This is a genomic window from Terasakiispira papahanaumokuakeensis, assembly GCF_001709345.1.
GTDB lineage: Bacteria > Pseudomonadota > Gammaproteobacteria > Pseudomonadales > Halomonadaceae > Terasakiispira > Terasakiispira papahanaumokuakeensis.
In genome coordinates this window covers 3491043-3515187 of sequence record NZ_MDTQ01000001.1, presented here as the reverse complement: position 1 = coordinate 3515187, position 24145 = coordinate 3491043, and the positions used below count along the sequence as shown (strand labels likewise).

The following is a 24145-nucleotide window of genomic DNA, read 5'->3' as shown; positions in this document are numbered from 1 at the left end:
ACCCGTGAATGAACCGATGCATCACCCGGCAGGACGAACTGAAAAGGATCAGTGATGTTCAAATTATGTTTTCGTTTGAGTGTGTTGAGCACCGCCCTGGTGTTGACCGCTTGTGTCAGTGAAGAAGCGGCATTCCCTGAATTACCCCATTTGAATATTGATCCACAGGCGGTCACTGTCGCGGGGTTATCTTCCGGGGGCTATGTTGCCCATCAGCTGCATTTGGCTTGGCCTGAAACTTTTCATGGTGCCGCGCTGATGGCCTCAGGCCCTTATGGTTGTGCACGTTCAGGCTTAAGCGCTGCATTGACCCATTGTACGGGCACTGCTGCCGGAGCCCCATCAGTTGATGAGACGTTGACATTGGTTCAGAACAGTGCGGAAGCGGGGGAACTCGGTCGTTTGAGCCTGCTCCAGGATGATGTTGTCTTTCTCTATCATGCTGGGGCTGATCCCGTGGTGGCGTCAGGAGTGACTGAAGCGCGTGATCAGTTATACCAAGCTTTGGGCGCTAAGACGCACATCATGACATTGGCATCGGCAGGACATGGCTGGCCTGTTGATCTCAGTGTCTCTGAAGATGTTGTGGCCTGTGATGAAACCGCCAGCCCCTTTTTGAATGCCTGTGATGCATCGGTCGCGGCTCAGGAAATAACGGCCCTCTATGGCCATTCTGACGCGGGTGCTTCAGAAGCGGCTCAAACCGCAGATGATCACTCACAAGCGCAGGGCTACTTGACTCAGTTCGATCAGCGCCCTTGGAAAACCGCAGGGAAGCATTCGCTGAAGGTCTTGGCGGATTATGGTTACGTTTATGTGCCTCAGGCCTGTGAGAACGGTGAGCGCTGTGGTTTGCAGTTAGTCCTGCACGGTTGCGAACAATCCGTAGAGGCTATCGGCACGGCATTTATTGAAAAAAGTAGGTTGCTGGCGCAAGCAGATGCCCGCCAATTGGTGTTGCTATTTCCTCAGACGCAAGACAGTCTGGCCAACCCCAAAGGCTGTTGGGATTGGTGGGGCCTTGAGGGTGAAGGATACGATACCCGTGAGGGACAGCAGATGAAGGCGTTGCATCACATGGTTGAAACCGTGATGGATGCACCGGCCGCTGAGTAGATCGCCTCAGGAGGTCAACGATCAGACGCCTTCAGATTAAGTCGTCTGATCGGCATCGTGTTAGAACACGAACAGGTCGTCATCTTCATCCACCAGCAGCGCATCTAGATCAATTTCTGGGGCACGGATGCGTCCTGAAGTGAATTTATGATGGAGCGTGTATAAGTGTTTAAGGGCGGTCAGTCGATAACGTGATTGATGTTGGGTAAATGCAATTTCCATGGCACCGCTATGGGTCAAGGTGGCACAAGTGTCTGCATCCAGCTGATTCAGAGCCTTGAGGTCAACCGTATGAAGTTGGGGCAGGGGTTGGGTCTGATGGCCGCTGATGGAGTTACGTAAGGGCATCTGCCAGGGCACAATGACGCCCGCTTGAGCCAATTGATAAACGGCTTGATCGGTCAACGAGCGGGCGCGTTCATACCGTTGTAGAAAATCCATCAGGCGCATCATAAAGGGGCTAAAATCCCCATTGATGGTGAAAATATTTTCATCACCCGACTGACAGACCGGATGGACATTCTCACAATCCTGATCAATATAAAGGCGCTGCTGTTGGCTCTCTGGTTCCGGCATTAGGCAAAAGGGGTAGCCACGGTAGGCAATAGGGATGTAGCCCCCGAGCCAACGGCCATCCGGATGAATAAATAAGTTCACTCCCTCTGAAATCGAATGGAGTGCGACCAGTTGAAAGTCTTGAGGCTGCCCTTGTTCATCAACGATTCGGGGGATAAAGGCTAAAGGCGTGGTTGGTACCAGGTGCGCCATCTCAGCCCGAACAATCGGGATAAAGGCATCCTGTAAGGCAAAACCATAGTGACTCAGCCTTTTCCAACCCGCTTCCTGATGCGTCTCCCGTATCACCGGTACCCAATTCGCCATGACCTCTCTCCTCTCATCACACATCAAATTGATCTTTGAACCGCAGTTTACCTTAAGATGAAGAGGGCTGTGTCTGCCGTCTGTCAGGCTTGTTTGAGATGATCTTGTTCCTTGGCTGTCATTGATGGTTGAGGTTTAGATGCCGAGTTTGTCGCGCATGTCATAGTAAAAAGCGCCTAATGCTGTAAAGGGTACGCGGAAGAGGCGCCCGCCAGGGAAGGGGTAATGCTTGAGTTGGGCAAAGGCATCATAACGGTCATATTGACCTTGGATGGCTTCAGCAAGCACGCGACCGGCCACATGGGTGAAGGTAACGCCATGGCCGGAGCAGCCTTGGGAGTAATAAATATTCTCACCCAGACGGCCCATTTGAGGGAGCCGGGATAGGGTCATTAAGAAGTTGCCTGTCCAGGCGTATTCAATGTCAATTTGAGCCAGTTGCGGAAAGGTCTTGAGCATTTTAGGACGAACCAGTGACATGATATCGGCTGGATCACGTGCCCCGTAAATCACGCCGCCACCATAGAGTAAGCGTCGATCTGCGGTAAGCCGGTAGTAGTCCAATAAATAGTTGCAGTCCTCAATGCAGATATCGTGGGGAATCAAGGCTCGGGCGGTGTCTTCGTCTAAAGGCGCAGTCGTGATGATCTGTGAGCCGCAAGGCATGGATTTAGCCGCTAGTTCTGGGATCAATTGGCCAAGGTAGGCGTTCCCGGCAATGACAACGGTGTCGGCTTTCACGCTACCCTTTTGTGTATGGACAACGGCAGGGTTGCCGCGCTCGATATGAATGACAGCGGAATGTTCATAGATCACCCCCCCTTGCTGTTCCACGGCGGCGGCTTCGCCAAGGGCGAGGTTCAGTGGGTGGATGTGGCCACCACCATGATCGAGTAACCCACCCAGATAGCGCTCGCTTTGTACCTGTTCACGCATAGCGGCGGCATCTAATAACTGGGTCTGTTCATAACCATAGCGTTGCCAGAGCAGTTTCTGGTGCTGCAATTCGTGCAGTTGCTTGCCATTGAGGGCCGCAAAAAGACCGCCTTCTTTCAGATCGCATTGGATATTGTATTGCTTCACTCTTTCTCGAATGATCTGGCCGCCCTCAAAGGCCATTCGGCCTAGCAGCTCTGCATGTTGTCGGCTGGTTTGGCGCTCAATAACATCCAGGTCCCGGCTGAAACTGTTGACGATTTGACCGCCATTGCGTCCTGAAGCGCCATAACCGACTTGACCGGCCTCTAACACCACCACCTGGAGACCTTGCTCGGCTAAATGAAGTGCTGTGGATAATCCTGTGTAACCTGCGCCAATGACACAGACTTGGGTCTCAATATCTGCATTAAGCGTGGGTCGGTCAGGTTGAGAATGGGCTGTGGCAGCGTAATAGGATGCCGGGTATTGAAGCGCTGTCATGAACACACTCCGTTCCGTTCTAGACGAGATCACCCTGGGTGAAAAAGGGGCTAATCGTGCGTGTTTTTTATTTTCAACAAATGTTCATCATAATGATGCAGTAGGGGAAAGCAACAGGCCTTTGTTGGCCTGTTGAATAGAATGGAATGGGTTGCTGTTTTGAGTGTGATCAATCGGCGGGTTTCAGTCTCTGTTATCTCAAGTGATGGCTAGGGTGTCCAGCCTGCGCCGTGAGCGATAAAGTGTGGATTCTCACGTTGATGGGGGTCGGCATAGCTAAGCGGTTCGCCCTCAAGGGTGACGACATTGCCACCGGCCTCTCGCAGCACCGCATGCGCGGCTGCGATATCCCATAAACTGGTAGGCCCTAGTCGGGGATAGAGATCCGCTTCGCCTTCAGCGACTAAGCAAAGCTTCAAAGAGCTGCCCATCGGGACGATTACATGATCGCCCAGTGCCTCAAGCCAGTTGTCTAGATCGGGGCTCGGATGCGAGCGGCTGCCCACAACACGCCAGCGCGATTCGACTGGGACCGTCGGGGTTTCAATTGGCGTGCGCGTACCATCATCCCAGACTTTAATGGCGCCTTGTCCTTCCATGGCTAAATAAGCGGTTCCCAAGGCGGGCGCAAAGACGGCGCCTAGAATCGGAATGCCATCTTCGATTAACGCAATGTTGACGGTGAACTCACCGTTGCGTCGGATGAATTCTTTCGTGCCATCTAGCGGATCAACCAACCAATAGCGCCCATGAACATCCGGTGCCTGGAAAGCATCTAAGTCTTCTTCGGATAAAATAGGCGCTTGTAACTCTAGCCGTTGTAGTCCCTTGGCAATAATGTTGTGCGCGGCCTGATCTGCCTCGGTTAAGGGGGAGAGGTCTTCCTTTTGCTCTACCGTGAAGCCTTCGGCATAGATGCGCATAATGGCATTGCCCGCTTCTCTTGCAATACGTTCAACCTGCTCCAATAGTGCTGGGCTCAAGACATTAGGCATAGCAGGGCCTCCTGGCTAGTGAGTAATGGGATACTGAGTATGCTGTCATCCTAGCTGGAACATTAGCCAGTTTCACGAGATGCCAACATCTGTCCTCTTAATAAGACAAGCTGCATGTTTCTTTTTTGATACGTTTTAAATGATGCCTTTGATCAGAATCAAAATTACATTAATATCGCGGGGTGTTTTACTTACTTCTTGCTCATGACATGCCGCTACCGTTTAGGTGCATCTTAAGGATAGGATAGCCCATGGTGGAGCATGGAGGTTCTGAATGCCAATGCGTAAAAAGAAGGTCCGATTGTACGATTATCAGGCCTATCCCGTTAAGGATGTCTTGTCCTGGCCGCTTGATGAGCCCTTGCCCTACAGTGTGTTTAATCATCAGGGGGAACGGCTTTATATAAAGGGATATCGCTTTAAGGATGCGCAAGAGCGCGAAGCGCTGGCCAAGATGAACCCCATACGCTTTGAAACCGGCGATCGTATGCAGCATCCGATGCCCCAGTCTTTTGATCGCCAGAGTAACCCCTTTGCGGAGTTAGATGAGTTGGGCCATCGGCTCGACTTTCTTTTTCGTTTGATTGAACGTAAGCAAGTCTCAGATAGTGAGTTTGTTGAAAAGCGCTTTTACGAAATTGCTACGGCGATTCAAGGACTGTGTCGCTTGGATACCGATGCTTTGTTGGGCGCTGTGCATCTGAACGAAAACTTCCCCTATTACATTCACCATCCGCTGCAAATCGCGATTTTGTGCGAAATCATTATGCATCGGTTGAATTTTTCCCAGGCGACCCGCTTATCCATTTTGGGGGCTGCGCTGACCAGTAATATGGGCATGCATCATTATCAGGAGCTGTTGGAAAGCCAGGAGAGTAAGCTCTCTGTGGTGCAGCAAAAAATGGTGTCCCAGCACCCTGAGGTTTCAGCACGGCTTTTGGAGAATATGGGGGTGCGTTGCCCTTTATGGTTGACGCTGGTGCGACAGCATCATGAACGGCTTGATGGCAGTGGTTACCCCCATGGGTTGAAGGGCAGCCAGATTCGTGGTGAGACCAGCTTGCTAGCATTGGCCGATATTTATTCGGCGATGATTATTCCGAAAGCTTATCGGCCAGTTACCGACCATAAGCGCTCATTACAGAGCACTTTTCTGGAGAGTGGAAAAAGTTTTGATCAGCGCTTGGCACAAGTCTTTTTTAGCGAGCTGGGACTTTACCCGCCGGGTATTCATGTTCGATTGGCCAATGGTGAAAGTGGCGTTGTCATCAAGCGAACCGATGATGCTAAGGCGCCGGTGGTGTCAGTGATTAAGCGTGTCGATGGTAATTATTATTCGACTCCGATGCGGCGGGATACCCGTCAGCCCCATTATGCCATTGCGTATAGTTATAAAAGTAATGAACGAATGACCGCTAATCCGATGATCTTGTGGGGTATTCAGGTGATCCCGTTGCCGCTTATGGCACCGATTCAGTTGCCTGATTTCTTTTAATGAGCATGATGCTCATGAGCTGACATCATCTCAGTGCTGACTTTTTTGACTGGAGTGAGCACTTCGATCACTTCGCCATTATCCAGTTGAAGGTTGAGTTGAACGGTATCACCTTCAGCAGGAATTTGTTTCAAACCAATCAACATCAGGTGTAAGCCACCTGGCTCAAGCTTAACGGTTTGACCTGCCGGCAGTTCAATGCGGGTGAGTCGACGCATCCGCATGACGCCCTCTGACATGATGTGATGATGGAGTTCGGTCACTTCGGACAGATCACTGTCGGCGCCGACTAATACGCGATCTTCTTGAGTTGGATTATATAATGTCATGAAGGCGGCAGTGGTTTCTGAGCCTGGCGGCACGGCTCGAACGGTGGGGTGCTGTACCTCAATCGAGGGCGCAGCCCATAATCCGCTACTGTATAGCGCTGCACTCAGGAGTAAACCGATGATGCTCAGAGCGAGTTGACCGGGAAAGCTATGAGTTAAGCGTGCATCGCGCATGATCATTATCCATTGATGTCGAAAGTGGTGGATGAAAGTGTTGGGTGTCTGACTCTGTCATGAACCGGCCTGTTGTTGCGGTGTCCCCGCAGTTAATTGCGGCAAGGTGTCCTGAATCGCCTTGAGTAGTGATTCTGCTCGATTGCTATGGTGAACGATATTAAGAATCTGCCCTTGGCTATTGGTGAGATAGAGTTGTGCCGAATGGTCAATACTGTAACCCAAAGCTGAATCCAATTTGATCTTGCGATAAAAAGCACCAAACCGTTGGGCTACGGCATCAATTTGTGCCTGAGTGCCGGTGACACCGATAATATGACTTTCAAAAAAATCGGTATATTGTTTGAGCCGTTGCGTGGTATCACGCTCTGGGTCCAGAGTAATAAAAATGGGCTGAACGTGTGCCCTTTGTTGAGGGTTGAGCTTATGCATGGCTGTAGACACCACCGTCATGGCCGTTGGACAGATGTCCGGACAATGGGTATAGCCAAAGAAGATGACCAGCAAATGGTCAGGGAAATCAGCCGTCGATATCGGGCCTTGGGCACTTTGTAATGTGAAACGTCCACCGCTGGGTGGTGTTTCGTCATCATGGTGCCACCAAAGTGCACGACAAATTTGCACACTGAGCAATATCAGTAATGCAATGAAGCCACACAGTAAGAGCGTTCGGTTCAGCCGCACACTAGGCCCCCTTCCTTCTCCTTATTTCTGGTGCCTTTGGCTGACCAGAAAGTCAAATTGCACCCCGATGGGCCCTTCGTTTCCATACAAGATAACCCCTGCTCGCCAAGGCATCTTCTGTTCAGTGCATAACGACAGCCGGGGCTCTCCGGTATAGTGGCCAGGCGAGACTTGAACCAGTTCGGTTCGGTTGTAGCCCATGTACATGTCGACACCCTGCAAATCCAGTGCAATACGATCAGGTCGGAAACCTGAGGTTGTGACCAGTACTGGCATGGGTTGAAGCGGCCTAATGGTGGGCGCTAGCACCTGTAATGACACTTGTCGGCCCTGACCTAAATCGGCTACACAAGTCGATCTAGGTAAGTCACAGTTGGACAAATGGACCCAGCGGATCTGCTCGCGATCCTTCAACCAGTAGTAATCGGTGAGATACCACACCGAGACTAGGATGGTGCCTAGCGTGACGAGGGTGAAGAAATTCAGCAGCCGCGAGCGTGTGTCGTTTGCGGTGTCCTTGGGTTGTGTCATCATCATTATCTCAGTCACAAGGTTAAACAGAGCCGAACATGAGGGGAAGCGCAGAGCTTTGCGTTAAATCATGTTCCATACGAAAAAGACGCGACTTAGCATGCGCGTATCGTCATTTTTTAGCCCTTCTTTTGAAGGCCATTCAAGGATGTCATTATGTGGACCACTCTGAATGCCTTAGGTCCGGTGTTCCTGGTTATTGTATTGGGCATTGTGCTGAAGCGTTTAGCTTTTCCAGCCGCGTCTTTTTGGCCTGAGCTGGAGCGATTGATTTACTACTTCCTTTTCCCCGCCATGCTCGTGGCACGCCTATCACAAGCCAATTTATCTGAGGTGCCGGTTGCCCCAGTGATGGCGACGGTTGTGCTCACGCTAGTGTTGATGTCGGCTCTGATCATATTGACACGGCCCTGGTTAGCCTCGACAGCCGCAAGCTTTACTTCGGTCTATCAAGGCGGTATGCGATTTAATACTTATGTTGGGTTAGCGGTCGTCGCTCAGTTATATGGTGATGCTGAAATTGCGTTGGCTGCCGTGATCATTGCGGTGATGATACCGCTGCTGAATGTATTTTGTGTGCTGATCTTTGCTTTTTATACCGGGGATGATAAGCCCTCACTAGGGCCGACTCTAAAGGCGTTAAGTCGTAATCCTTTGATTGTAAGTTGTTTTATTGGCATTGCTTTAAATGTCATGGGGATAGGGTTGCCAGGTTGGAGTGCGCCTTTTGCTGAAATGATTGCGCGAACGGCTTTACCGCTTGGGCTGATGGCGGTTGGTGTTGGCTTGAATCTGATGGCGCTGCGCGAGGCGCACTGGCCTTTACTTTGTGCGTGTTTGCTCAAGCTGATTGTGATGCCGCTTGTTGCGGCTTTAATCGCGACTTGGCTGGGGTTGGCGGTTGATCAACGCGCGGTGGTTCTCTTATTTATGGCGTTACCCACGGCCTCTAGTGCCTATATTCTAGCGCGTCAGTTGGGAGGCGATACGGATTTGATGGCCGCCATCATTACGGCGCAGACGCTGTTGGCCATGGTCACTTTGCCTTTGATGCTGGGTGTCAGTTATTGGTGGTGGGGCTAAGCGGGCAATGCATTCAATACAAGGGTGATCGCGCCTATGAGGCCCTTGTTGTAGAATCAGGCTATTTAAATGCTTGATGAAAGTGAGTCATTGTCATGGCCCGAAGGACTAAAGCTGAAGCAGCGAGGACGCGGGAAGCGTTGCTGGATGCAGCAGAAGCCCTGTTTTTTGAGCGAGGCGTCAATAATACTTCGCTAGAGCAGGTGGCGCGTCATGCTGGTTTGACACGGGGTGCCCTCTATTGGCATTTTCGCAATAAGGCGGATCTTTTCCGGGCTATTCTTGATCGGATCCATGTGCCTTTTGGTGAGCTGGTCGATAGTATTCAAGAGCAGCATACCGATTTGTCGCCTTTGGAAGTGCTGCGTTTAGCATGCTTGGAAGGGCTGAAACAGCTGAACCAGCCCTCTTCTCGACGTGTGTTTTCGATACTGATGCACCGTTGCGAACGGTTGAGTGATATTGATCCTGTGGCGCTGAAGCAGTCATTTTCCTGTGACGTCTTCCAGGCGCTGACCAAACAGCTCGATGTGGCTCATGAGCATCAGCAGCTCAATCCGGCTTGCTCTCCCAACGAAACCGCTTATATGTTGCAGTTTATGTTGGCGGGTATTTTTCATGAATGGCTGCAATATCCTGAAGAGAGCGACATTATGCCGGCAGCTCAAGTCAGCATTAATCACTTCTTTGCCTTGATTCAGCGTGAGGCCTGAAAGCCTCCAAGCGGCGTCAATTCCTCAGCGATAATCAGGTTATCAATTAATCGTGTCTCGCCAAGACGAGCCGCGGCTAAGATGACCCAGGCTTTTGTCGCCGCAGTCGCGGGTGATAAGTCGAGCGCACGAATCTCCACATAATCGGGCTTAAAGCCTTCGGCTTTAAGGGCCTGATAACCTTCAGTCTCAAGCGCAGATAAATGGTGATGAGGTAGCTTCTGGCCGAGTGCTTGAAGCGTTGCATAAAGGCGAGGAGCAAGGTCTCGTTGTTGGGGTGAGAGATAGCTGTTGCGTGAACTCAGTGCTAAACCATCAGCGGCTCGAACCGTCGGGACGGTGATGATATCGATAGACATGCATAAATCGGCGACCATTTTCCGGATGACGGCGACTTGTTGATAATCCTTTTGGCCGAAGCATGCCACATCGGGTTGGACGAGATTGAACAGTTTTGTGACGACGGTGGCGACGCCATCAAAATGCCCAGGGCGATCCTGCCCACATAATCCCGCACTCACTTCGGGGACGTGGATCACCGTATGATGTGATAACCCCTGTGGATAGAGGGTGTCGATGGTTGGTGCGAAGAGTAGATCACAGCCCGCTTCTGCGAGCTTCTGCTGATCGGCTTCCAAGGTGCGTGGATAGCTATCGAAGTCTTCATTGGGCCCAAATTGCATCGGGTTAACAAAAATCGTTGCGACCACAATATCCGCATGCTGGCGAGCAGCGCTGATCAGGCTGATGTGGCCGGCATGGAGGTGTCCCATGGTGGGGACTAGGGCAATGCGTTGTCCTTGCTGGCGGTAGTCGGCCAGTTGGGCGCTTAAAGCGGCGTGTTCGTGTAAAGTTTTCATGCGTTATCTCGTCACTTGGCCCTGAGCGGGCCAAGCGCCATTTTTAGCGTACGTTTTGATTGGCTTAAAGCCAGGCCTGATGACACCTGGTTTATGTAACTCCCGGCTTATTTAAAGCAGTGCTCCGGGGCGGGGAATTGCCCTTGTTTGACCGCCTGATGGAAGGCTTCAAATGCCGCTTGAATGTCGCCCGCTTCGGTCATAAAGTTTTTGACGAATTTGGCGGTATGCCCGACCGTTGCGCCCAACATGTCGTGCATGACTAGCACTTGGCCATCGGTATCGGGGCCTGCACCAATACCGATGACGGGTGCGCTCACCGCCTGAGTGACGGCTTGCCCGATTTCGCTGGGGACACACTCCAATACAAAAGCACTGGCTCCGGCCGCTTCCAGTTTCTTGGCTGTTTCGATTAATAATTGACCGGCTTCACCTCGTCCTTGAACTCGATATCCCCCGAGCTGATTCACCATCTGAGGTGTTAGCCCTAGATGAGCACAGACGGGGACGCCGCGTTGGCTCAGAGCTTGTATTCCTTCAGCCAGCCAGTGGTCACCTTCGATTTTGACCATATGCGCGCCGGCTCTCATTAAACGTGCTGCATTATTGAGCAAGGTTGCGATGTCGGCATCACTGAGAAAGGGCAGGTCGGCCATAATGAGACTGCCTTGATTCCCCCGACTGACACATTGCGTGTGATAGACCATATCGTCCATGGTTACAGGCAAGGTCGAATCATGGCCCTGCAGGACCATGCCAAGAGAGTCACCAATGAGCATGGCTTCGATGCCCGCCTGGCTGATTCGAGTGGAGAAGGTGGCATCGTAACAGGTCAGGACACTGAATTTTTCCCCTTTGGCTTTCAAGGCCTTAAGGGTGTTCAGAGTGATGGGAGTCATGGGAAATATCCGTTGATCATCCAGAGTCGTTACCTCAGGTAACGCTTTCGGTGCTTCTTTGTGGTTTGGGGTAGCAGTTGTGTGCCAGGTAACAGCGGCTTCACTGTAACGTTAGGGTTACAGTGGGTGCAAGTCATCCAGCGGGATATGAGACAAAAGTTCGATGATCGGTCCTTTTTCAGGGATGATCATTGTCGGTTCAACGGAAGAAAGCGGGGCTAACACAAAACCACGGCGATGCATCTCAGGGTGAGGCACTTGTAGCCGAGGATGATTAATCACTTGGTCGCCATATAAGAGGAGATCAAGATCGAGTGTTCTCGGCCCCCAGTGCCTAAGCCGCACGCGCCGATGAGCCTGTTCTATGGCTTGTAAGGCATCCAACAATGTTAAAGGAGGCAGCTGGGTGCGAAGGGCCGCGACGGCATTGACAAAGTCGGGCTGATCCTGTGGGCCTACAGGAGCGCTGGACCATAACGCAGAACGTTGAATCAATTGGCTGTCGGGGAGTGCAGCCAGTTCATCGAAGGCTTGTTGTAGCTGCCCTTCTGGGTCGGATAAATTACTGCCCAGACCAATCCAGCATATCACTTCTGCGGCTGTCTCGGTCTGGGCGATGTGGTTATTGGTCGGCATTGGGTTTGCGCTTGCGGGGTTTGCGTCGGCGTCGGCGTGGGCCACTAGCGGCAGGCTGGCCAAGCGCCTCAATCATACGGTGACGATCGGATTCACTGGCTTCCTGAAACTGTGTCCACCATTGGGCTAAGCCTTCGGTGGGCTCGCCGGCTTTTTCCCGCTGTAACAGGAAGTCATAGCCCGCCCTGAGCCGTGGCTCATGCAATAACTGGAAAGCCCGTTTGCCATGGCGTTTTTCCAGGCGCAGCTGCATATCCCATATTTCACGCATGGGGAAGGCAAAGCGTTTGGGAATCATGACGTGCTGATTTTGGCGATGCATCAGCTGGTTGCCCGCTTGCTGTAAGGCAGGAATGGGCGGCATTCCTTCGGCGACCAAGTCGGCTTGTATGGCTTTTAGTGCTGGCCATAGTAGTGCCGCGTACAAGAACGCCGGGGTGACCGGACGTTCTTCACGGATACGGTGATCGGTATTCGTGAGAGCTTGTTCCAGTACCGCCAAAGCATGAGGGTCATGGCCAAAGGCCTCTTCCGTCATGGGGAACATCATGCCAAACAGTCGGTACTCACGTAGCAGGTGGAGTGTGTCGACCGCATGACCTGCCATAAACAGTTTGAGCACTTCATCGAATAGACGTGCAGGGGGAATCTGCAGCAGTAATGGCGCCTGCTCATAAATCGGGGCAGCCGTTTCTGTCGAGAGTGTGAAATCGAGTTTGGCGGCAAATCGAATGGCCCGCAGCATTCTGACGGGGTCTTCACGATAGCGTGTCTCTGGATCGCCAATAATGCGTAATGTGCGCGCTGCAATATCGGCCATTCCACCGGCAAAATCGTAGATCGCGAAATCGGCAATATTGTAGTAGAGCGCATTGATTGTGAAATCTCGGCGTAGCGCATCTTCTTCGATGCTGCCCCAGACATTATCTCGCAGTAGCAGACCGGCCTCAGATTGCTCATGGTGAGGGCTCTGATCGCTTTCAGCTTGGCCTCGGAAGGTGGTCACTTCAATGACTTCTCGGCCGAAGCGCACATGCACGATACGGAAGCGGCGCCCGATAATACGTGCATTACGGAAGAGTGATCTGACTTGTTCCGGAGTGGCGTTGGTGGCCACGTCAAAGTCTTTGGGCAGCTTGCCGAGGAGGCGGTCACGAACCCCGCCGCCTACGAGGTAAGCTGCATAGCCTGATTTGTGCAGGCGGTAGAGGACTTTGAGCGCACTGTCGCTGATTTCGCTGCGAGAGAGCGGGTGCTCGGCGCGGGGAATGCAAACAGGTTCTAAAAGTATGGTTTGACGGCCCATGATCTGACGCAGCTGGCGCCCTCGATTTTGAATGAAACGTGATAGTCCTTTGAGCATCTTGGCCTTAAGGCAATAAAAACAGCTTCGCAGTGTAACCGAGGTGGCCGTCCTGGCAAACCCCAGAGGGGTGAAAAGCTGGTGGTGTGAACTGAAAAGTGAATTGAAAACGTGGCCGTGAGACCCTCTATTATGATCGCGATGATGGGCGTCGCTGCAACATGATATCGATTGGGTCTGAACGAATAAAAAAAGGGGAACCCTAAGGGCTCCCCTTTTGTCGATATATTTGGCAATTCCATGCCGTGCGATGCAAGCAGATTTTTATCACTAGATCGCCCTGAATACGCACCACGGTCAATGGGTTGAAACTTGAGTTCTTATTGTTGTTCTCTCGACGCATCGTAATCCGCTTTCTGGTCTCGAGAATCAACCGAAACGACCATCTCGTATTCAAAACAATATAGGTTCAGCTTGGACCTTTTTCCCGATGAATGTTGTTGTTATTCGCATCGGGAGGACCGCTTCAGTGCGCTTGTTTTTGTTGTTCACTGTTTGCGACCGGTTTTCGCTGAAGCCCCGGTGATCCGACATTGGGGACTATTTATTGTTGTTGGGTTCAATGTCTTCATCGGCTAGGGCTGTTGTTTTTGTTATCCCTATCGCCGTGGATCCTGTCACCGTTCTCCCGATTATTGTTGTTATTGCGGGAGTCGGTTTCGTGGTTGATCTGTTTATTGTTGTTGTTCAGGTCAGCCACGCCGGAGTTCTTGTTCTTTTGCCATTATTACTGCAGATGGCGTGCCAGATTCTTATTTTTTCCTTTAAAAACATAAAGGTAGTGTTTTTTGGCGTTTTCATCCTTGAGGCCTTGCCTCAAGGTGTTACGCATTATGGCAGCTTTCTTGAGTGGTTAGGTAACATACTTTTGTCTAGTGTCGCCATCTGCTGCAAGGGGGCATTGGCTTGCTGCATCAACGGCCAGTGGCCGTTTTTCGGCGTGGAATGCCAAGCCGCTGGCGCCGTTCCCACAGGCATTTGCGGGAGATTCCGAGCTTCCGCGCCAGTTCAGTTTCACTCATTTCTTCCTGGTTATCCTGAACAAAACGAACGAAATAATCTTCTAGTGACAAGTCGTTCGGAGGCAGGTGAGCAGGATCATTGCGGTTTGCACGAGATGGGGGCGCGCTATGAGTCGTGTGCTCGGTGCTGGTGCGTTTTTCAGGGGTGAAGGGGCGCCGACTTTCATATTGAGGTTGAGGCGTTTGTCCCGGCAGGTGTAAATCTTCAGCCTGCAGCCGTTTGTCCTCTGACAAGATGATGGCGCGTTCAATAATATTTTCCAGTTCGCGCACATTACCCGGCCAAGTGTATTGCAATAAGGCCTCGCGAGCGGATCGCCCAAGCTTAGGTGCTGGCACGTTGAGGCGCTGGCTAATCTGATCGAGTAAATACTCGGCTAATAAGATGACATCATCTCCGCGCTCACGTAGCGGTGGAATCTCTAAGGCGACAACATTGAGCCGATAGTAAAGATCGAGCCGGAAACGCCCTTCATCGACTTGACGTTCTAGATCCCTATGTGTGGCGGCAATAATGCGGACATCGACCTGACGAGATTCAACTGAGCCTAGACGGCGGATTTCTTTCTCTTGCAGTACCCGTAGCAACCTTGCCTGGGCTTCAATGGGCAGCTCGCCAATTTCATCGAGAAATAGAGTACCGCCATCGGCCGCTTCAATCAGGCCGTTACGGCTGGCATTTGCCCCGGTGAAAGCGCCTTTCTCGTGACCAAATAGCTCTGACTCAATCAAAGTTTCCGGAATGGCGGCACAGTTCACCGAAATCATTGGGGCTTTGTGACGGGGGCTTTGGTCATGCAAGGCCCGGGCCACTAATTCTTTACCTGTGCCTGATTCTCCAAGAATCAATACTCGGGTATCGACTGCCGCGACTTTTCGGATTTGCTTAAAGACGCGTTGCATGGGAGGACTTTCGCCGAGTATGCCGTTATGAGGTTCAGGGGGGCTGGGCGCTGTTTCTGCGGCGGCGGAGGGCTCATTGGTGACGGTCTTGGGGCTATATTGGCTGAGGGTGTGGTTGACTGCCGCCAGCATCTCATCGTGATCGAAGGGCTTGGCGATATATTCCACTGCACCTTGCTTCATCGTATCAATCGCTGAGCGTAAGCTGGCGTAACTGGTCATGATCAGTACCGGGGTTTGATCTTGAATCAGTTCTGTGCCAGGAGCGCCCGGTAGGCGTAGATCGCTGATGATTAAATCAAATTGCGTTTTTTGTTGGGCATCACGAGCTTCGGGCACGGTTGAGGCCTCGGTCACACTAAAGCCGTTACGCTCCAGTAACCGGCGGAGTGCTGAGCGGATGATACCTTCATCTTCGACAATTAAAATCTGACTCATGAGTGTTGTTCAGTCTCGGATAAGGGCAAAAGGGTGGGCCAGCTCATACGGATACAGGTGCCGACTTGACGCTGGCCGTCCAGGTGACTTGCGGTGTCTAGAGTCGCGCGGATGGGATGCTGAAACATCGCGTCTAGGGGGATTTGTGGAGTGTTGACGGCCGTACTGCCATCACTGAAATCAGGTTTCCCAAAACGGCGATTCCCTACGCTGTATTCATCGGTATGGTCGTGTTTATCGATACCACCGTGACCTGAAAAATAATCACTGGGGCTTTGTGCCGTGAGTTGCCCATCATGCGCTTCCATAATGCTGTAAGCCAGTGCGAGCCCTAGCCCTGTGCCTTGGCCTGGTTCTTTGGTGGTAAAGAAGGGTTCAAACAGCTGGCTCTGCTGGTCTTGAGGTAATCCGCAGCCATCATCATGAATTTCTAGAATCACACGCTGATCCTGATCGTACCCCTGACAGTGGATATGTCCGCCACTTTGAGTCGCATCCCGTGCATTGCTGAGCAGGTTGACCAACACTTGGGTCAGGCGTTGGCTGTCTCCCCGTACCCAGAGAGGATCTGGGCATGTCAGCGTATAGTGACGGTCGCGCCCTTCAGGGCTGAGGGATATTAAGTGGATGGCCTCCTCCGCACAGGTTTTGAGATTGACGGAGGTAAAGTGCTCTCGGTCGCAGGGGCGTCCTGCATGAGCAAAGTGCATCAGTGATTGGACGATACGGGAGATTCGCTGGGTTAAGTTGAGAATGTGAGCGCTGGCTTCACGGACTTGCTCAGGCTCATCCGCATCATACTGTAGGTTTTGTGCCAGTGATGAGATTCCCGTGACCGGATTGCCGATTTCATGCGCGACACCTGCGGCCAGTCGTCCAATCGAGGCCAGCCGTTCACTGTGGATGAGCTCATTTTCTAATTGCTGGACTTCGGTCTGATCTTCAATCAGCAGAATGGTGCCGCCCAGCAGCGTGGTGTTACCAGGCAGTTCTGCTTTATGTAGGCTCAGCCAGTAGGGGCGGCCGGCGTGATGCAACGGTTGTCGATAACGTTGCTGCAGGTCAGACTGGACGAATTCGAGTAAGGTCTCGCCCCAAGGCGCAGGAATGTCCGCTAAGCGGGAGCCGACTACGGCACTACTGCTGATATGCGAAAGCTTGACCATATGCTGATTCCACATCAGCACCTCTTGATCTTGCCCCAATGTACAAATACCCACTGGCAGCTGTTCTAGGGTCTGGCGATGATGGCGACGCAAACCATCCAGTTCACGGGCAAGGCCGGTTAATTGGGCCTGGCCATCCTCTAAGTGACGTTCCATATAGTGGATATCATCACCACTGGTAGTGCGGCCGTGTTGATAAGGCAGGTGCTGATCGACGATATTTTGTGCGATAGCGGGGCCCATCAAGCCTGATAAGTTGGCCTGGATACGGTCTCGCAGCCGGCGCATGGCATAAGGGCGTTGGTCATTAGGGTCGATGCCTAATGCGTCTAATGCTTGATGGACTTCCTGTTCTGCGGTTTCAAGACCCAGTGGAAGGCTTAAACATTGCACCATCTCGCTGCTCGAGCGGGTGCGTAGCTGGCGCCTTTGCGGCCTTAACAACGCATCAGTCGCGCAGGCGGATGCCCCGGCTTTTTCTTCATCGCTGGTGGGGGTGATCAGTGACACCATGATCAGCAGCACCATGTTGGTGGTCATGCTGATGACGGTAATCGGATACCACTGGTCGAGACCGGTTAATAGAAGATCTCCCCCGGGCCAGGGCAGATGATCAACGCCCATCATCAGCGGTAGGCCTAATCCCACAGCCCATATCAGTAACCCGGCACTGAGCCCCGCGAGTAATCCTTTGCGATTGGCGCCTTGCCAAAATAATAGGGCCAATACACCTGGGAGAAACTGCAATGTGGCGATAAAAGCGGAAAAACCGAGAGTGCTCAGATTGTGACGCACGCTCATCATGCGGTAGACCAGATAGCCGGCGAGTATGAGGGTCGCGATCAGCAGGCGGCGCATCCAAAGTAGCCAGCGGTAGAGATCTAATCGAGCCGGGGGCTGATATACCGCGAGCACTAAATGGTTAAGAATCATTGGCGCTAGCGCCAGTGTTAAGACAATCAGTGTACCGCTGGCGGCGGCCAAACCGGCAATAAAGGCGACCAGGCTCCAGCCATCACCGAGGGCTAATCCATAGTAAGCTGGCGGGAGTGTGCTGCCCAATGCTTTGCCCGCCCAATAAATGATCGGAACTGGCAATGCCATCAACAGTAAAAAGAGGGGTAACGACCAACTGGCCTGGTGCAGGCTTTCTTCGGATGGATTTTCGGCAAAAATGATATGGAAAATATGCGGCATGGTGATCGCTGCCGCAAAAAAGAGCAGTAACAGCGTCCGCCATTGACCGGCTTCCAGTGGGGCCTCTGCGGTTTTGAAGGCGCCCCCATGCTGGGCCAGCCAAGTTTCAAGGCCTCCTAAGCCGCCAAATACCTGATAAAGCGCAACACCGCCGAGCAGCAGCATGGCGACTAGCTTCACTATCGATTCCAGCGCAATGGCGACCATTAAACTGTCGTGACGTTGCTGCAGCGAGATATGTCGGGCCCCGAATAAAATGGCAAATAAGGTAATCACCACACAAAAGGCGAAAGCCAAGTTATAAGGTGATGACTCGTTGGTGAGTAAAAAGATGGCATCGCCCACGGCCTGAATTTGTAAGGCCATCAGCGGCATCACGCCAAGCAGCAATCCCAAAGTGGCAAACATGCCGACCCAGCGACTGCGAAATCGAAAGGCCAATAAATCTGGCAGTGATGCCAGTTGATAACGGCGGGTTAAACGTACCAGGGGGATTAAGAGCACTGGTGCGATGACGAAAACGCCTGCAATCCCTAGATAGTAGGTAAGAAAACCATAGCCATATTGATCGGCCATACCAAGGGCGCCGTAAATGGCCCAAGCGCTGGCATAAACCCCCAATCCGAGTGAATAAGTGGCCGGATGTCGTGCTAAACGTGATGAGCACCAGGGTTGCTCTACGATCCAAGCACAAGCAAAGAGGCCCATCAGATAACTGACCCCAAGCAGAAAGATCTGGCTGACGCTATAACTCATCCAGCTTCCTCTTTTGCTCAAGCCAGATGGTGATGGCAATTAATCCTGCCCAGATCAGGAAGGGGCGATACCAAGCACTTTCTCCCCAGTCATTCAGCATCAAAGGTGAGAGTAGGTAGCCTGCAAATACCAACATCAGGATCAAGCGATAAATATACATACAAGACCCCCTATGTGATCAAACATTCAGTGTCGCCAGGCTTGAATCACCCAAGCCCCCATCAACTGAACCCATATGAACCAAGTCCGTATGATCACACATGTATCCGCGACTCATCACCGGCTTTATATGACCTCCTATCATGACCACCGATGTTAACGGCCTGTCAGATGAATTCAATGCGCATAAAGCCGAATAGGGCGTGGTAGGAATATGACAAAGGCGATGGCATGGATGATAAAAACCGCCTGTTGTGCATGCTTGGCAGCCAGGCGGTTTGTCGTCATGGGCTTTGATATCGGGCCGTTGTTCGCCCTAGGAAAGCGTTAGCTTTACTGTCATCAGTTTTGTTTTAAAGGGAAGAGTGTAATTTCAACGCGGCGGTTTTGAGCCCGCCCACTGGCAGTGCGCTCACTCGCGAGGGGATAGTCGTCGGCGACGCCTTCCATTTGTAGTCGATTCATATCAACACCTTGGCGTGAGAGTTCAATGCCAACCGCGTTGGCCCGCTGCTGTGAGAGACGCTCATTTAGGCCTCGTGAGCCGGTGCTATCGGTATGGCCGGTAATCAGTGCGCAAGTGGTGTTGTATTGTGCCAACACTTCAGCGACTGAACCGAGCACTTCACGAGCCCGCTCACTGAGTTGGGCGCTGCCTGTCGCGAAAGTAATCTCATTAGGCATATTCAGCGTAATACGGTCACCCTCACGGGTGATGGAGACCCCTGTCCCTTGCAACTTCTGACGCAGCTTGGCTTCTTGAACATCAATGTTGTAACCGACTGCGCTCCCAATCGCGGCACCGCCGATAGCGCCTGCCAGAGCCCGGTTGCGTCGTTCTTTGGCATTTTTACCCGTTGCCAACCCCAGTAGAACGCCTGCCGCAGCCCCAATACCCGCACCGGATGACGCCTTGGCGGTTTGTTGCTCACCGGTATAGGGATTGACGGTTGAGCAGGCTGCCAGGGAAAAGGAAAAAACCGTCGCTGTTGCCAGCGCAATAACGGATTGTTTACGCATGATGGAATCCTTTGTGATAACGCGCCAATGCAAAGCGCTTAAGCCCAGCATAAGGTAAGCCCAGCATGTGACACTTAAAAAGCTGATATTAGGATGTGGGTGTCGCCCTTTTTTGACAAGTGTCGCGATCTAGCGTTCATGAACTTTTGAGTGTCTTCCAATGAAGACCCATGCTGGGCTTGATGATCATGAACGATTTAGCGTGAGTGGGTACTGGTACTGCTGGAGGCATCACCGCCGGAAAGGCGCTGAAGTCCTACCAAAGGCGTCGGATCCCAGTGATCCACCGCATACGATAATAAGTCTTCGATATGGCAAGGGGTTTGATCGGGTAGCGGCTGACCGAGCATGTTCAGGGCTTGCCAGAGCAGAGGAAAGGCCTGCTGCGGATCAATCGCGGGGGCATGATTTTGTTTGGAGAGTTTTTGACCATTGGGCGCCAAGACTAACGGCAGGTGCGCATAACGCGGCTGCGGCTGTTGCAAGCCATGTTGTAACCACTGTTGCCATGGCGTAGAGACCAGCAGGTCAAGGCCACGAACAATATCTGTGATGCCTTGAGCGGCATCATCAACAACGACGGCGAGCTGATAAGCCCAGAGCTTATCCTTACGGCGAATGACGACATCACCGTAATGTCCTAAACAATGTCGTTGATAGCCTTGAAGGCGATCTTGCCAACAGACCCATACTGATGGATCGACTTTGAGGCGAATGGCCAGCGGTTGTTCCGGGTGTTGTGGCCCGTGGTGGCAATAACCTGGGTAAACGGAATGGCCTGCGAGTGTTTTACGGCTACAGCTGCAGGCAAAGGCATCGTGCTGTGCGAGAAGCTGGTCAAGGGCGGCCTGATAGGCTTCACCTCGATTGTGCTGATAGAGCACAGGGCCATCCCAGGTGAGCCCAAAACCTTCCAGTGTTCGGAGAATATGATCCGCTGCGCCGGGTTGTTCTCGGGGAGGATCAATATCTTCTATTCTAACGTACCAGCGCCCTTGTGCGGCGCGGGCATCCAGCCAGCTCGCCAGCGCGGTGACTAAGGAGCCAAAGTGGAGGGGGCCGCTTGGCGTCGGTGCAAAGCGCCCGATATAAGAAGATGCAGACATTAGTCGGTGTTGCTAAGGCCGGATGTCTCGAGGATATCCGACCTGAGTGATGACATGAAAATTAATTGCCGAGTTGGCGTTCTTTGATTTCAGCCAAGCTTTTGCAATCGACGCATAAGGTGGCGGTGGGACGTGCCTCCAAGCGACGAATGCCGATTTCAATGCCACACGCTTCACAAAAGCCGTAATCTTCTTCGTCGATTTTGGCGAGGGTGTCGTTGATTTTTTTGATCAGCTTGCGCTCACGATCCCGTGTGCGCAGTTCAAGGCTGAACTCTTCTTCTTGAGTTGCTCTGTCAGCAGGGTCGGCGAAGTTGTTGGCTTCTTCACGCAGGTGCTGAACCGTTCGGTCAACTTCCTCCATGAGATCCTGTTTCCACTGCAGCAGAATCTTACGGAAGTGCTCGAGCTGTGCCTCACTCATATATTCTTCACCGGCCGCCGGCTGGTAGGGGGTGAAGTCTTGCTGGCGTTCAGTCTGTTCAGTATTCGGCATGGTACTGCCCCGTCACGTTGATCAGCATCCCTGGAAGGGGTGTAAGTCCGTCTCGCTAGCTGCCCGGCACCGATGGTTCCGGCCGATGCTGCACCCATTCATTCGAATCGGCTTGGTTGGACGGACGCCTGGAGGACAGGCGCTCCAGGTTAAGAGCCTTGCTTATTTACTGGAATCTGAGGGTAAATGCAATACAAACCATTAGGTTTATGACTTTTTGTTGACGACTTTTGAGCTGAAGAAGGCTGCGTGCATTAAGTGAAACTGGCATGATGACAGCCTTTAAACCGGTTACAGGTCAGGTGATATCACCTGAAAAGGTATTTTGTTGCATCATGTAACTTGATAACAGTGGACGAGTATCCGAATGGATTATGCAGACTTTAGCGTCGCCTCCCGGCTGGCGCATATTCGGCCTTTTGAAGTGATGCGCTTGCTGGCTCGGGCACAGGCTTTACAGGCCCAGGGGCGGGATATTTTGCACTTGGAGGTGGGTGAGCCCGATTTTCCATCGCCTCCAGCGGTGATTGAGGCGGGGCAGGCGGCATTGGCGGCAGGCCAAACCCGGTATACGCCTGCTTGTGGTATTCCCGAATTGCGTGAGGCGATTGCTGCCCATTATCAGCGGATGCATGGGGTATCGGTTGATCCCGCTCGGATTGTGGTGACGCCTGGGGCATCGGGTGCTTTGTTGTTGGCTGCTGCGCTGATTGTCAATCCGGGCGATGGGGTGTTGATGGCCGACCCGACCTACCCCTGCAATGCCCACTTTATGGCGTTATTCGATGCGGATATTCATCGGCTTGCAGTCGGTCCTGAGACACGCTTTCAGTTGACCGCTGAGCTGGCACGAGCGAATTGGCGAGCACATGATCGTTTGTTGATGCTGGCGTCACCGGCGAATCCTACGGGGACAGTGGTGACCTTGCCTGAGCTGGCGCAAATGGCTGAATTTGCACGCGAGCAAAAAGCCGCATTACTGGTGGATGAGATTTACCAGGGATTAGTGTATGACGGCGCTTCGCATACAGCGCTTGAAGTCGCTGATGATGCCTTAGTCATTAATTCTTTTTCTAAATATTTTGGTATGACCGGGTGGCGGCTAGGCTGGCTGGTGGCGCCAGAGGCTCATATCGAAGCAGTAGAACGCTTGGCTCAGAATATATTCCTGGCGGCTTCGACACCGGCACAGTATGCTGCTTTGGCTGCTTTTTCTCCTGAGACGCAACCGCTATTGGAGGCCCGACGCCTGGCATTTGCTGAACGTCGTGACTTTTTGCTCCGCGAGCTCCCTAAGCTCGGGCTGAAAACCCCCGTCATCCCTGAAGGGGCTTTTTATATTTACTGCGATGTCAGTGCGTTGACGGAAGATAGCTTTACCTGGTGTGAGGAGCTCCTGGAGGCGACCGGTGTCGCATTAACACCCGGGCGAGACTTTGGCCAAACAGACGCCGAGCGCTGGATTCGTATTGCCTATACGTGTGATGTGCCTCGTTTAGCTGAAGGGTTGGCGCGTATCGCGCGCTTTATTGAGCAGCGGCGCATGCTATGAAGTTTGCGACACCGTTACGAGAAGCGCGTCTGATCAAGCGCTATAAGCGTTTTCTCGCGGATATTGAAACGCCGGATGGCCAAGTCATGACCATCCATTGCCCCAATACCGGTTCTATGAGGCATTGTTTGGAGCCGGGGGAGCCTCTGTGGTGGTCGCTGAGCGATAATCCAAAGCGTAAGTTGCCGGGCACCTGGGAGGTGGCTTGTTTACGCCATGGACGCCCCGATTCTGTCGCTCCCGATTATGCGCTGATCAATACGGCCAGACCGAATGCGCTGGTGGCTGAAGCGTTATCGGAGAATCGGATTGCGCCATTAAGCGGGTATACGTCACATCGACGAGAAGCACGTTTAGGTCAACGGCGTCTGGACTTTTGCTTAACCGCCGAAGGCCAGCAGCCCTGTTGGGTTGAAGTGAAGAATGTCACTTTGCTTGAGCAACCTGACATTGGATTGGGCATGTTTCCTGATGCCGTTAGCCAAAGGGCAACGGCGCACCTGCATGAGCTGATGGCGTGTGTCGCCCGTGGCGAGCGTGCAGTGTTGCTGTTTTGTGTGGGCCATACAGGCATTCGTTCAGTGATGCCTGCGGCGGATATCGATCCGGTATACGCCCGCACTTTGCAGGAGGCTTATGCCGCGGGTGTTGAACTGTTCGCTTATGGCGTCAGTCTGACTCGGGAGCACATGCAGCTCACAATACCGCTTCCAGTCATGCTGGAGAAGGCATGATCCGTTGAATGATGGCACGAGGCTTAAGCTGACCTTTCTGGGCTGGGTAGTGAAAGCCATAGCCGGTTCTGTGTGACTTCGATGTCGATAGCGACAAGGGCTTTCCCTTGGCAAGGGCCTGCCAAGCAATGACCATTTTCGGGATGAAAAAGCGCGCCATGCATCGCACAGAGCAGTAGCTGACCGCTCTGATCCAGTACTTGGCCTGGCGTCCAGTCCAGCGGAATACCGCGATGAGGGCATTGATTCAAATAGGCTCGCCAATGGTGTTTTAGACGCACCAGAATGATGGCGTGGCCGTCGATTTCGAGTGTGGTGGCCGCAGGCCTTTTTTCACCGAGTGTGGGAATGGGCAGGCCGACACGATTTTTGCTATCACGCATGGTCAGACCTCTCAATCAGGTTGAGTCATGTTAG

Annotated in this window: 23 protein-coding genes; 6 read left to right on the top strand and 17 right to left on the bottom strand. The window is 52.5% G+C overall.

Annotated elements, in window-relative coordinates:
- Positions 1 to 54 precede the first annotated feature (54 nt).
- Complete coding sequence (locus BFW38_RS15355; RefSeq protein ID WP_068999683.1) at positions 55 to 1116, top strand: alpha/beta hydrolase family protein; 1062 nt, start codon at positions 55 to 57, stop codon at positions 1114 to 1116.
- Between the two features lie 60 nt (positions 1117 to 1176).
- Here the strand turns inward: BFW38_RS15355 and BFW38_RS15350 are convergent, their stop codons facing one another.
- The 3 genes from BFW38_RS15350 to cysQ form a co-directional block, all read right to left on the bottom strand.
- Positions 1177 to 1998: a SapC family protein gene (locus tag BFW38_RS15350; protein WP_068999682.1), complete on the bottom strand. Its 822-nt coding sequence runs from the start codon at positions 1996 to 1998 to the stop codon at positions 1177 to 1179.
- Between the two features lie 135 nt (positions 1999 to 2133).
- Positions 2134 to 3417, bottom strand: a complete 1284-nt coding sequence (locus tag BFW38_RS15345; protein ID WP_068999681.1) for an NAD(P)/FAD-dependent oxidoreductase — start codon at positions 3415 to 3417, stop codon at positions 2134 to 2136.
- Positions 3418 to 3626: 209 nt separating this feature from the next.
- Positions 3627 to 4412 carry a 3'(2'),5'-bisphosphate nucleotidase CysQ gene (gene cysQ, locus BFW38_RS15340; RefSeq protein WP_068999680.1) on the bottom strand — a complete coding sequence of 262 codons (786 nt, stop codon included), beginning with the start codon at positions 4410 to 4412 and terminating at the stop codon, positions 3627 to 3629.
- A gap of 274 nt (positions 4413 to 4686) precedes the next feature.
- Here cysQ and BFW38_RS15335 point away from each other — a divergent pair, with 274 nt between their 5' ends.
- Positions 4687 to 5907 (top strand): HD-GYP domain-containing protein, encoded by a 1221-nt coding sequence (locus BFW38_RS15335; RefSeq protein WP_068999679.1) that lies wholly within the window; start codon positions 4687 to 4689, stop codon positions 5905 to 5907.
- Here BFW38_RS15335 and BFW38_RS15330 read toward each other — a convergent pair.
- The 3 genes from BFW38_RS15330 to BFW38_RS15320 are packed head-to-tail and all read right to left on the bottom strand — an operon-like array spanning position 5904 to position 7631.
- The gene (locus tag BFW38_RS15330) at positions 5904 to 6410 is read right to left on the bottom strand and encodes a copper chaperone PCu(A)C (protein WP_068999678.1); all 507 of its coding nucleotides are present in this window, start codon (positions 6408 to 6410) and stop codon (positions 5904 to 5906) included. The genes BFW38_RS15335 and BFW38_RS15330 overlap by 4 nt on opposite strands.
- A gap of 57 nt (positions 6411 to 6467) precedes the next feature.
- A complete protein-coding gene (locus tag BFW38_RS15325) occupies positions 6468 to 7094 on the bottom strand; it encodes an SCO family protein (protein WP_084004698.1) in 627 nt (208 codons plus the stop codon).
- 21 nt (positions 7095 to 7115) lie between these two features.
- Positions 7116 to 7631, bottom strand: coding sequence for a hypothetical protein (locus tag BFW38_RS15320; RefSeq protein ID WP_139116644.1), 516 nt, complete (start codon positions 7629 to 7631; stop codon positions 7116 to 7118).
- A 150-nt stretch (positions 7632 to 7781) separates the two neighbouring features.
- Here BFW38_RS15320 and BFW38_RS15315 point away from each other — a divergent pair, with 150 nt between their 5' ends.
- Both BFW38_RS15315 and BFW38_RS15310 read left to right on the top strand, forming a co-directional pair.
- Positions 7782 to 8708: an AEC family transporter gene (locus tag BFW38_RS15315; protein ID WP_068999676.1), complete on the top strand. Its 927-nt coding sequence runs from the start codon at positions 7782 to 7784 to the stop codon at positions 8706 to 8708.
- A 95-nt stretch (positions 8709 to 8803) separates the two neighbouring features.
- Positions 8804 to 9421, top strand: a complete 618-nt coding sequence (locus tag BFW38_RS15310; protein ID WP_068999675.1) for a TetR family transcriptional regulator — start codon at positions 8804 to 8806, stop codon at positions 9419 to 9421.
- Here BFW38_RS15310 and panC read toward each other — a convergent pair.
- The 10 genes from panC to dksA form a co-directional block, all read right to left on the bottom strand.
- Positions 9406 to 10281, bottom strand: coding sequence for a pantoate--beta-alanine ligase (panC, locus tag BFW38_RS15305; RefSeq protein WP_068999674.1), 876 nt, complete (start codon positions 10279 to 10281; stop codon positions 9406 to 9408). The two genes, BFW38_RS15310 and panC, sit on opposite strands and share 16 nt — an antisense overlap.
- A gap of 107 nt (positions 10282 to 10388) precedes the next feature.
- On the bottom strand, positions 10389 to 11180 hold the full coding sequence (gene panB / locus BFW38_RS15300; protein ID WP_068999673.1) for a 3-methyl-2-oxobutanoate hydroxymethyltransferase: 792 nt from the start codon (positions 11178 to 11180) through the stop codon (positions 10389 to 10391).
- 117 nt (positions 11181 to 11297) lie between these two features.
- Positions 11298 to 11816: a 2-amino-4-hydroxy-6-hydroxymethyldihydropteridine diphosphokinase gene (folK, locus tag BFW38_RS15295; protein ID WP_068999672.1), complete on the bottom strand. Its 519-nt coding sequence runs from the start codon at positions 11814 to 11816 to the stop codon at positions 11298 to 11300.
- Complete coding sequence (gene pcnB, locus BFW38_RS15290) at positions 11803 to 13179, bottom strand: polynucleotide adenylyltransferase PcnB (protein ID WP_068999671.1); 1377 nt, start codon at positions 13177 to 13179, stop codon at positions 11803 to 11805. Before pcnB ends, folK begins: the two co-directional genes overlap by 14 nt.
- A 914-nt stretch (positions 13180 to 14093) precedes the next feature.
- Positions 14094 to 15542, bottom strand: coding sequence for a sigma-54-dependent transcriptional regulator (locus BFW38_RS15285; RefSeq protein WP_068999670.1), 1449 nt, complete (start codon positions 15540 to 15542; stop codon positions 14094 to 14096).
- On the bottom strand, positions 15539 to 18661 hold the full coding sequence (locus BFW38_RS15280) for a sensor histidine kinase (RefSeq protein ID WP_068999669.1): 3123 nt from the start codon (positions 18659 to 18661) through the stop codon (positions 15539 to 15541). The genes BFW38_RS15285 and BFW38_RS15280 overlap by 4 nt, the downstream gene beginning before the upstream one ends.
- Positions 18651 to 18821 (bottom strand): hypothetical protein, encoded by a 171-nt coding sequence (locus BFW38_RS17995; protein WP_175400995.1) that lies wholly within the window; start codon positions 18819 to 18821, stop codon positions 18651 to 18653. Before BFW38_RS17995 ends, BFW38_RS15280 begins: the two co-directional genes overlap by 11 nt.
- A 341-nt stretch (positions 18822 to 19162) precedes the next feature.
- Positions 19163 to 19840 (bottom strand): YiaD family glycine zipper/OmpA-like lipoprotein, encoded by a 678-nt coding sequence (locus tag BFW38_RS15275; protein WP_068999668.1) that lies wholly within the window; start codon positions 19838 to 19840, stop codon positions 19163 to 19165.
- A 197-nt stretch (positions 19841 to 20037) separates the two neighbouring features.
- The gene (gene gluQRS / locus BFW38_RS15270; RefSeq protein WP_068999667.1) at positions 20038 to 20946 is read right to left on the bottom strand and encodes a tRNA glutamyl-Q(34) synthetase GluQRS; all 909 of its coding nucleotides are present in this window, start codon (positions 20944 to 20946) and stop codon (positions 20038 to 20040) included.
- Between the two features lie 61 nt (positions 20947 to 21007).
- On the bottom strand, positions 21008 to 21442 hold the full coding sequence (gene dksA, locus BFW38_RS15265; protein ID WP_068999666.1) for an RNA polymerase-binding protein DksA: 435 nt from the start codon (positions 21440 to 21442) through the stop codon (positions 21008 to 21010).
- Between the two features lie 367 nt (positions 21443 to 21809).
- Between dksA and BFW38_RS15260 the strand changes: the two genes are divergently transcribed.
- Together BFW38_RS15260 and sfsA are read left to right on the top strand one after the other, a co-directional pair.
- Positions 21810 to 22994 carry a pyridoxal phosphate-dependent aminotransferase gene (locus BFW38_RS15260; RefSeq protein WP_068999665.1) on the top strand — a complete coding sequence of 395 codons (1185 nt, stop codon included), beginning with the start codon at positions 21810 to 21812 and terminating at the stop codon, positions 22992 to 22994.
- On the top strand, positions 22991 to 23728 hold the full coding sequence (gene sfsA, locus BFW38_RS15255) for a DNA/RNA nuclease SfsA (protein ID WP_068999664.1): 738 nt from the start codon (positions 22991 to 22993) through the stop codon (positions 23726 to 23728). The genes BFW38_RS15260 and sfsA overlap by 4 nt, the downstream gene beginning before the upstream one ends.
- 23 nt (positions 23729 to 23751) lie before the next feature.
- Here the strand turns inward: sfsA and BFW38_RS15250 are convergent, their stop codons facing one another.
- Entirely contained in the window at positions 23752 to 24111 is a 360-nt protein-coding gene (locus BFW38_RS15250) for a Rieske (2Fe-2S) protein (RefSeq protein ID WP_084004697.1), read from the bottom strand.
- Between the last annotated feature and the right edge of the window lie 34 nt (positions 24112 to 24145).

Excerpts from the sequence above, each read along its gene's own strand:
- BFW38_RS15355 (WP_068999683.1), top strand. The coding sequence starts at position 55 with ATGTTCAAATTATGTTTTCGTTTGAGTGTGTTGAGCACCGCCCTGGTG.
- BFW38_RS15350 (WP_068999682.1), bottom strand. The coding sequence starts at position 1,998 with ATGGCGAATTGGGTACCGGTGATACGGGAGACGCATCAGGAAGCGGGT.
- BFW38_RS15345 (WP_068999681.1), bottom strand. The coding sequence starts at position 3,417 with ATGACAGCGCTTCAATACCCGGCATCCTATTACGCTGCCACAGCCCAT.
- cysQ (WP_068999680.1), bottom strand. The coding sequence starts at position 4,412 with ATGCCTAATGTCTTGAGCCCAGCACTATTGGAGCAGGTTGAACGTATT.
- BFW38_RS15335 (WP_068999679.1), top strand. The coding sequence starts at position 4,687 with ATGCCAATGCGTAAAAAGAAGGTCCGATTGTACGATTATCAGGCCTAT.
- BFW38_RS15330 (WP_068999678.1), bottom strand. The coding sequence starts at position 6,410 with ATGCGCGATGCACGCTTAACTCATAGCTTTCCCGGTCAACTCGCTCTG.
- BFW38_RS15320 (WP_139116644.1), bottom strand. The coding sequence starts at position 7,631 with ATGATGATGACACAACCCAAGGACACCGCAAACGACACACGCTCGCGG.
- BFW38_RS15315 (WP_068999676.1), top strand. The coding sequence starts at position 7,782 with ATGTGGACCACTCTGAATGCCTTAGGTCCGGTGTTCCTGGTTATTGTA.
- BFW38_RS15310 (WP_068999675.1), top strand. The coding sequence starts at position 8,804 with ATGGCCCGAAGGACTAAAGCTGAAGCAGCGAGGACGCGGGAAGCGTTG.
- panC (WP_068999674.1), bottom strand. The coding sequence starts at position 10,281 with ATGAAAACTTTACACGAACACGCCGCTTTAAGCGCCCAACTGGCCGAC.
- panB (WP_068999673.1), bottom strand. The coding sequence starts at position 11,180 with ATGACTCCCATCACTCTGAACACCCTTAAGGCCTTGAAAGCCAAAGGG.
- folK (WP_068999672.1), bottom strand. The coding sequence starts at position 11,816 with ATGCCGACCAATAACCACATCGCCCAGACCGAGACAGCCGCAGAAGTG.
- pcnB (WP_068999671.1), bottom strand. The coding sequence starts at position 13,179 with ATGCTCAAAGGACTATCACGTTTCATTCAAAATCGAGGGCGCCAGCTG.
- BFW38_RS15285 (WP_068999670.1), bottom strand. The coding sequence starts at position 15,542 with ATGAGTCAGATTTTAATTGTCGAAGATGAAGGTATCATCCGCTCAGCA.
- BFW38_RS15280 (WP_068999669.1), bottom strand. The coding sequence starts at position 18,661 with ATGAGTTATAGCGTCAGCCAGATCTTTCTGCTTGGGGTCAGTTATCTG.
- BFW38_RS17995 (WP_175400995.1), bottom strand. The coding sequence starts at position 18,821 with ATGTATATTTATCGCTTGATCCTGATGTTGGTATTTGCAGGCTACCTA.
- BFW38_RS15275 (WP_068999668.1), bottom strand. The coding sequence starts at position 19,840 with ATGCGTAAACAATCCGTTATTGCGCTGGCAACAGCGACGGTTTTTTCC.
- gluQRS (WP_068999667.1), bottom strand. The coding sequence starts at position 20,946 with ATGTCTGCATCTTCTTATATCGGGCGCTTTGCACCGACGCCAAGCGGC.
- dksA (WP_068999666.1), bottom strand. The coding sequence starts at position 21,442 with ATGCCGAATACTGAACAGACTGAACGCCAGCAAGACTTCACCCCCTAC.
- BFW38_RS15260 (WP_068999665.1), top strand. The coding sequence starts at position 21,810 with ATGGATTATGCAGACTTTAGCGTCGCCTCCCGGCTGGCGCATATTCGG.
- sfsA (WP_068999664.1), top strand. The coding sequence starts at position 22,991 with ATGAAGTTTGCGACACCGTTACGAGAAGCGCGTCTGATCAAGCGCTAT.
- BFW38_RS15250 (WP_084004697.1), bottom strand. The coding sequence starts at position 24,111 with ATGCGTGATAGCAAAAATCGTGTCGGCCTGCCCATTCCCACACTCGGT.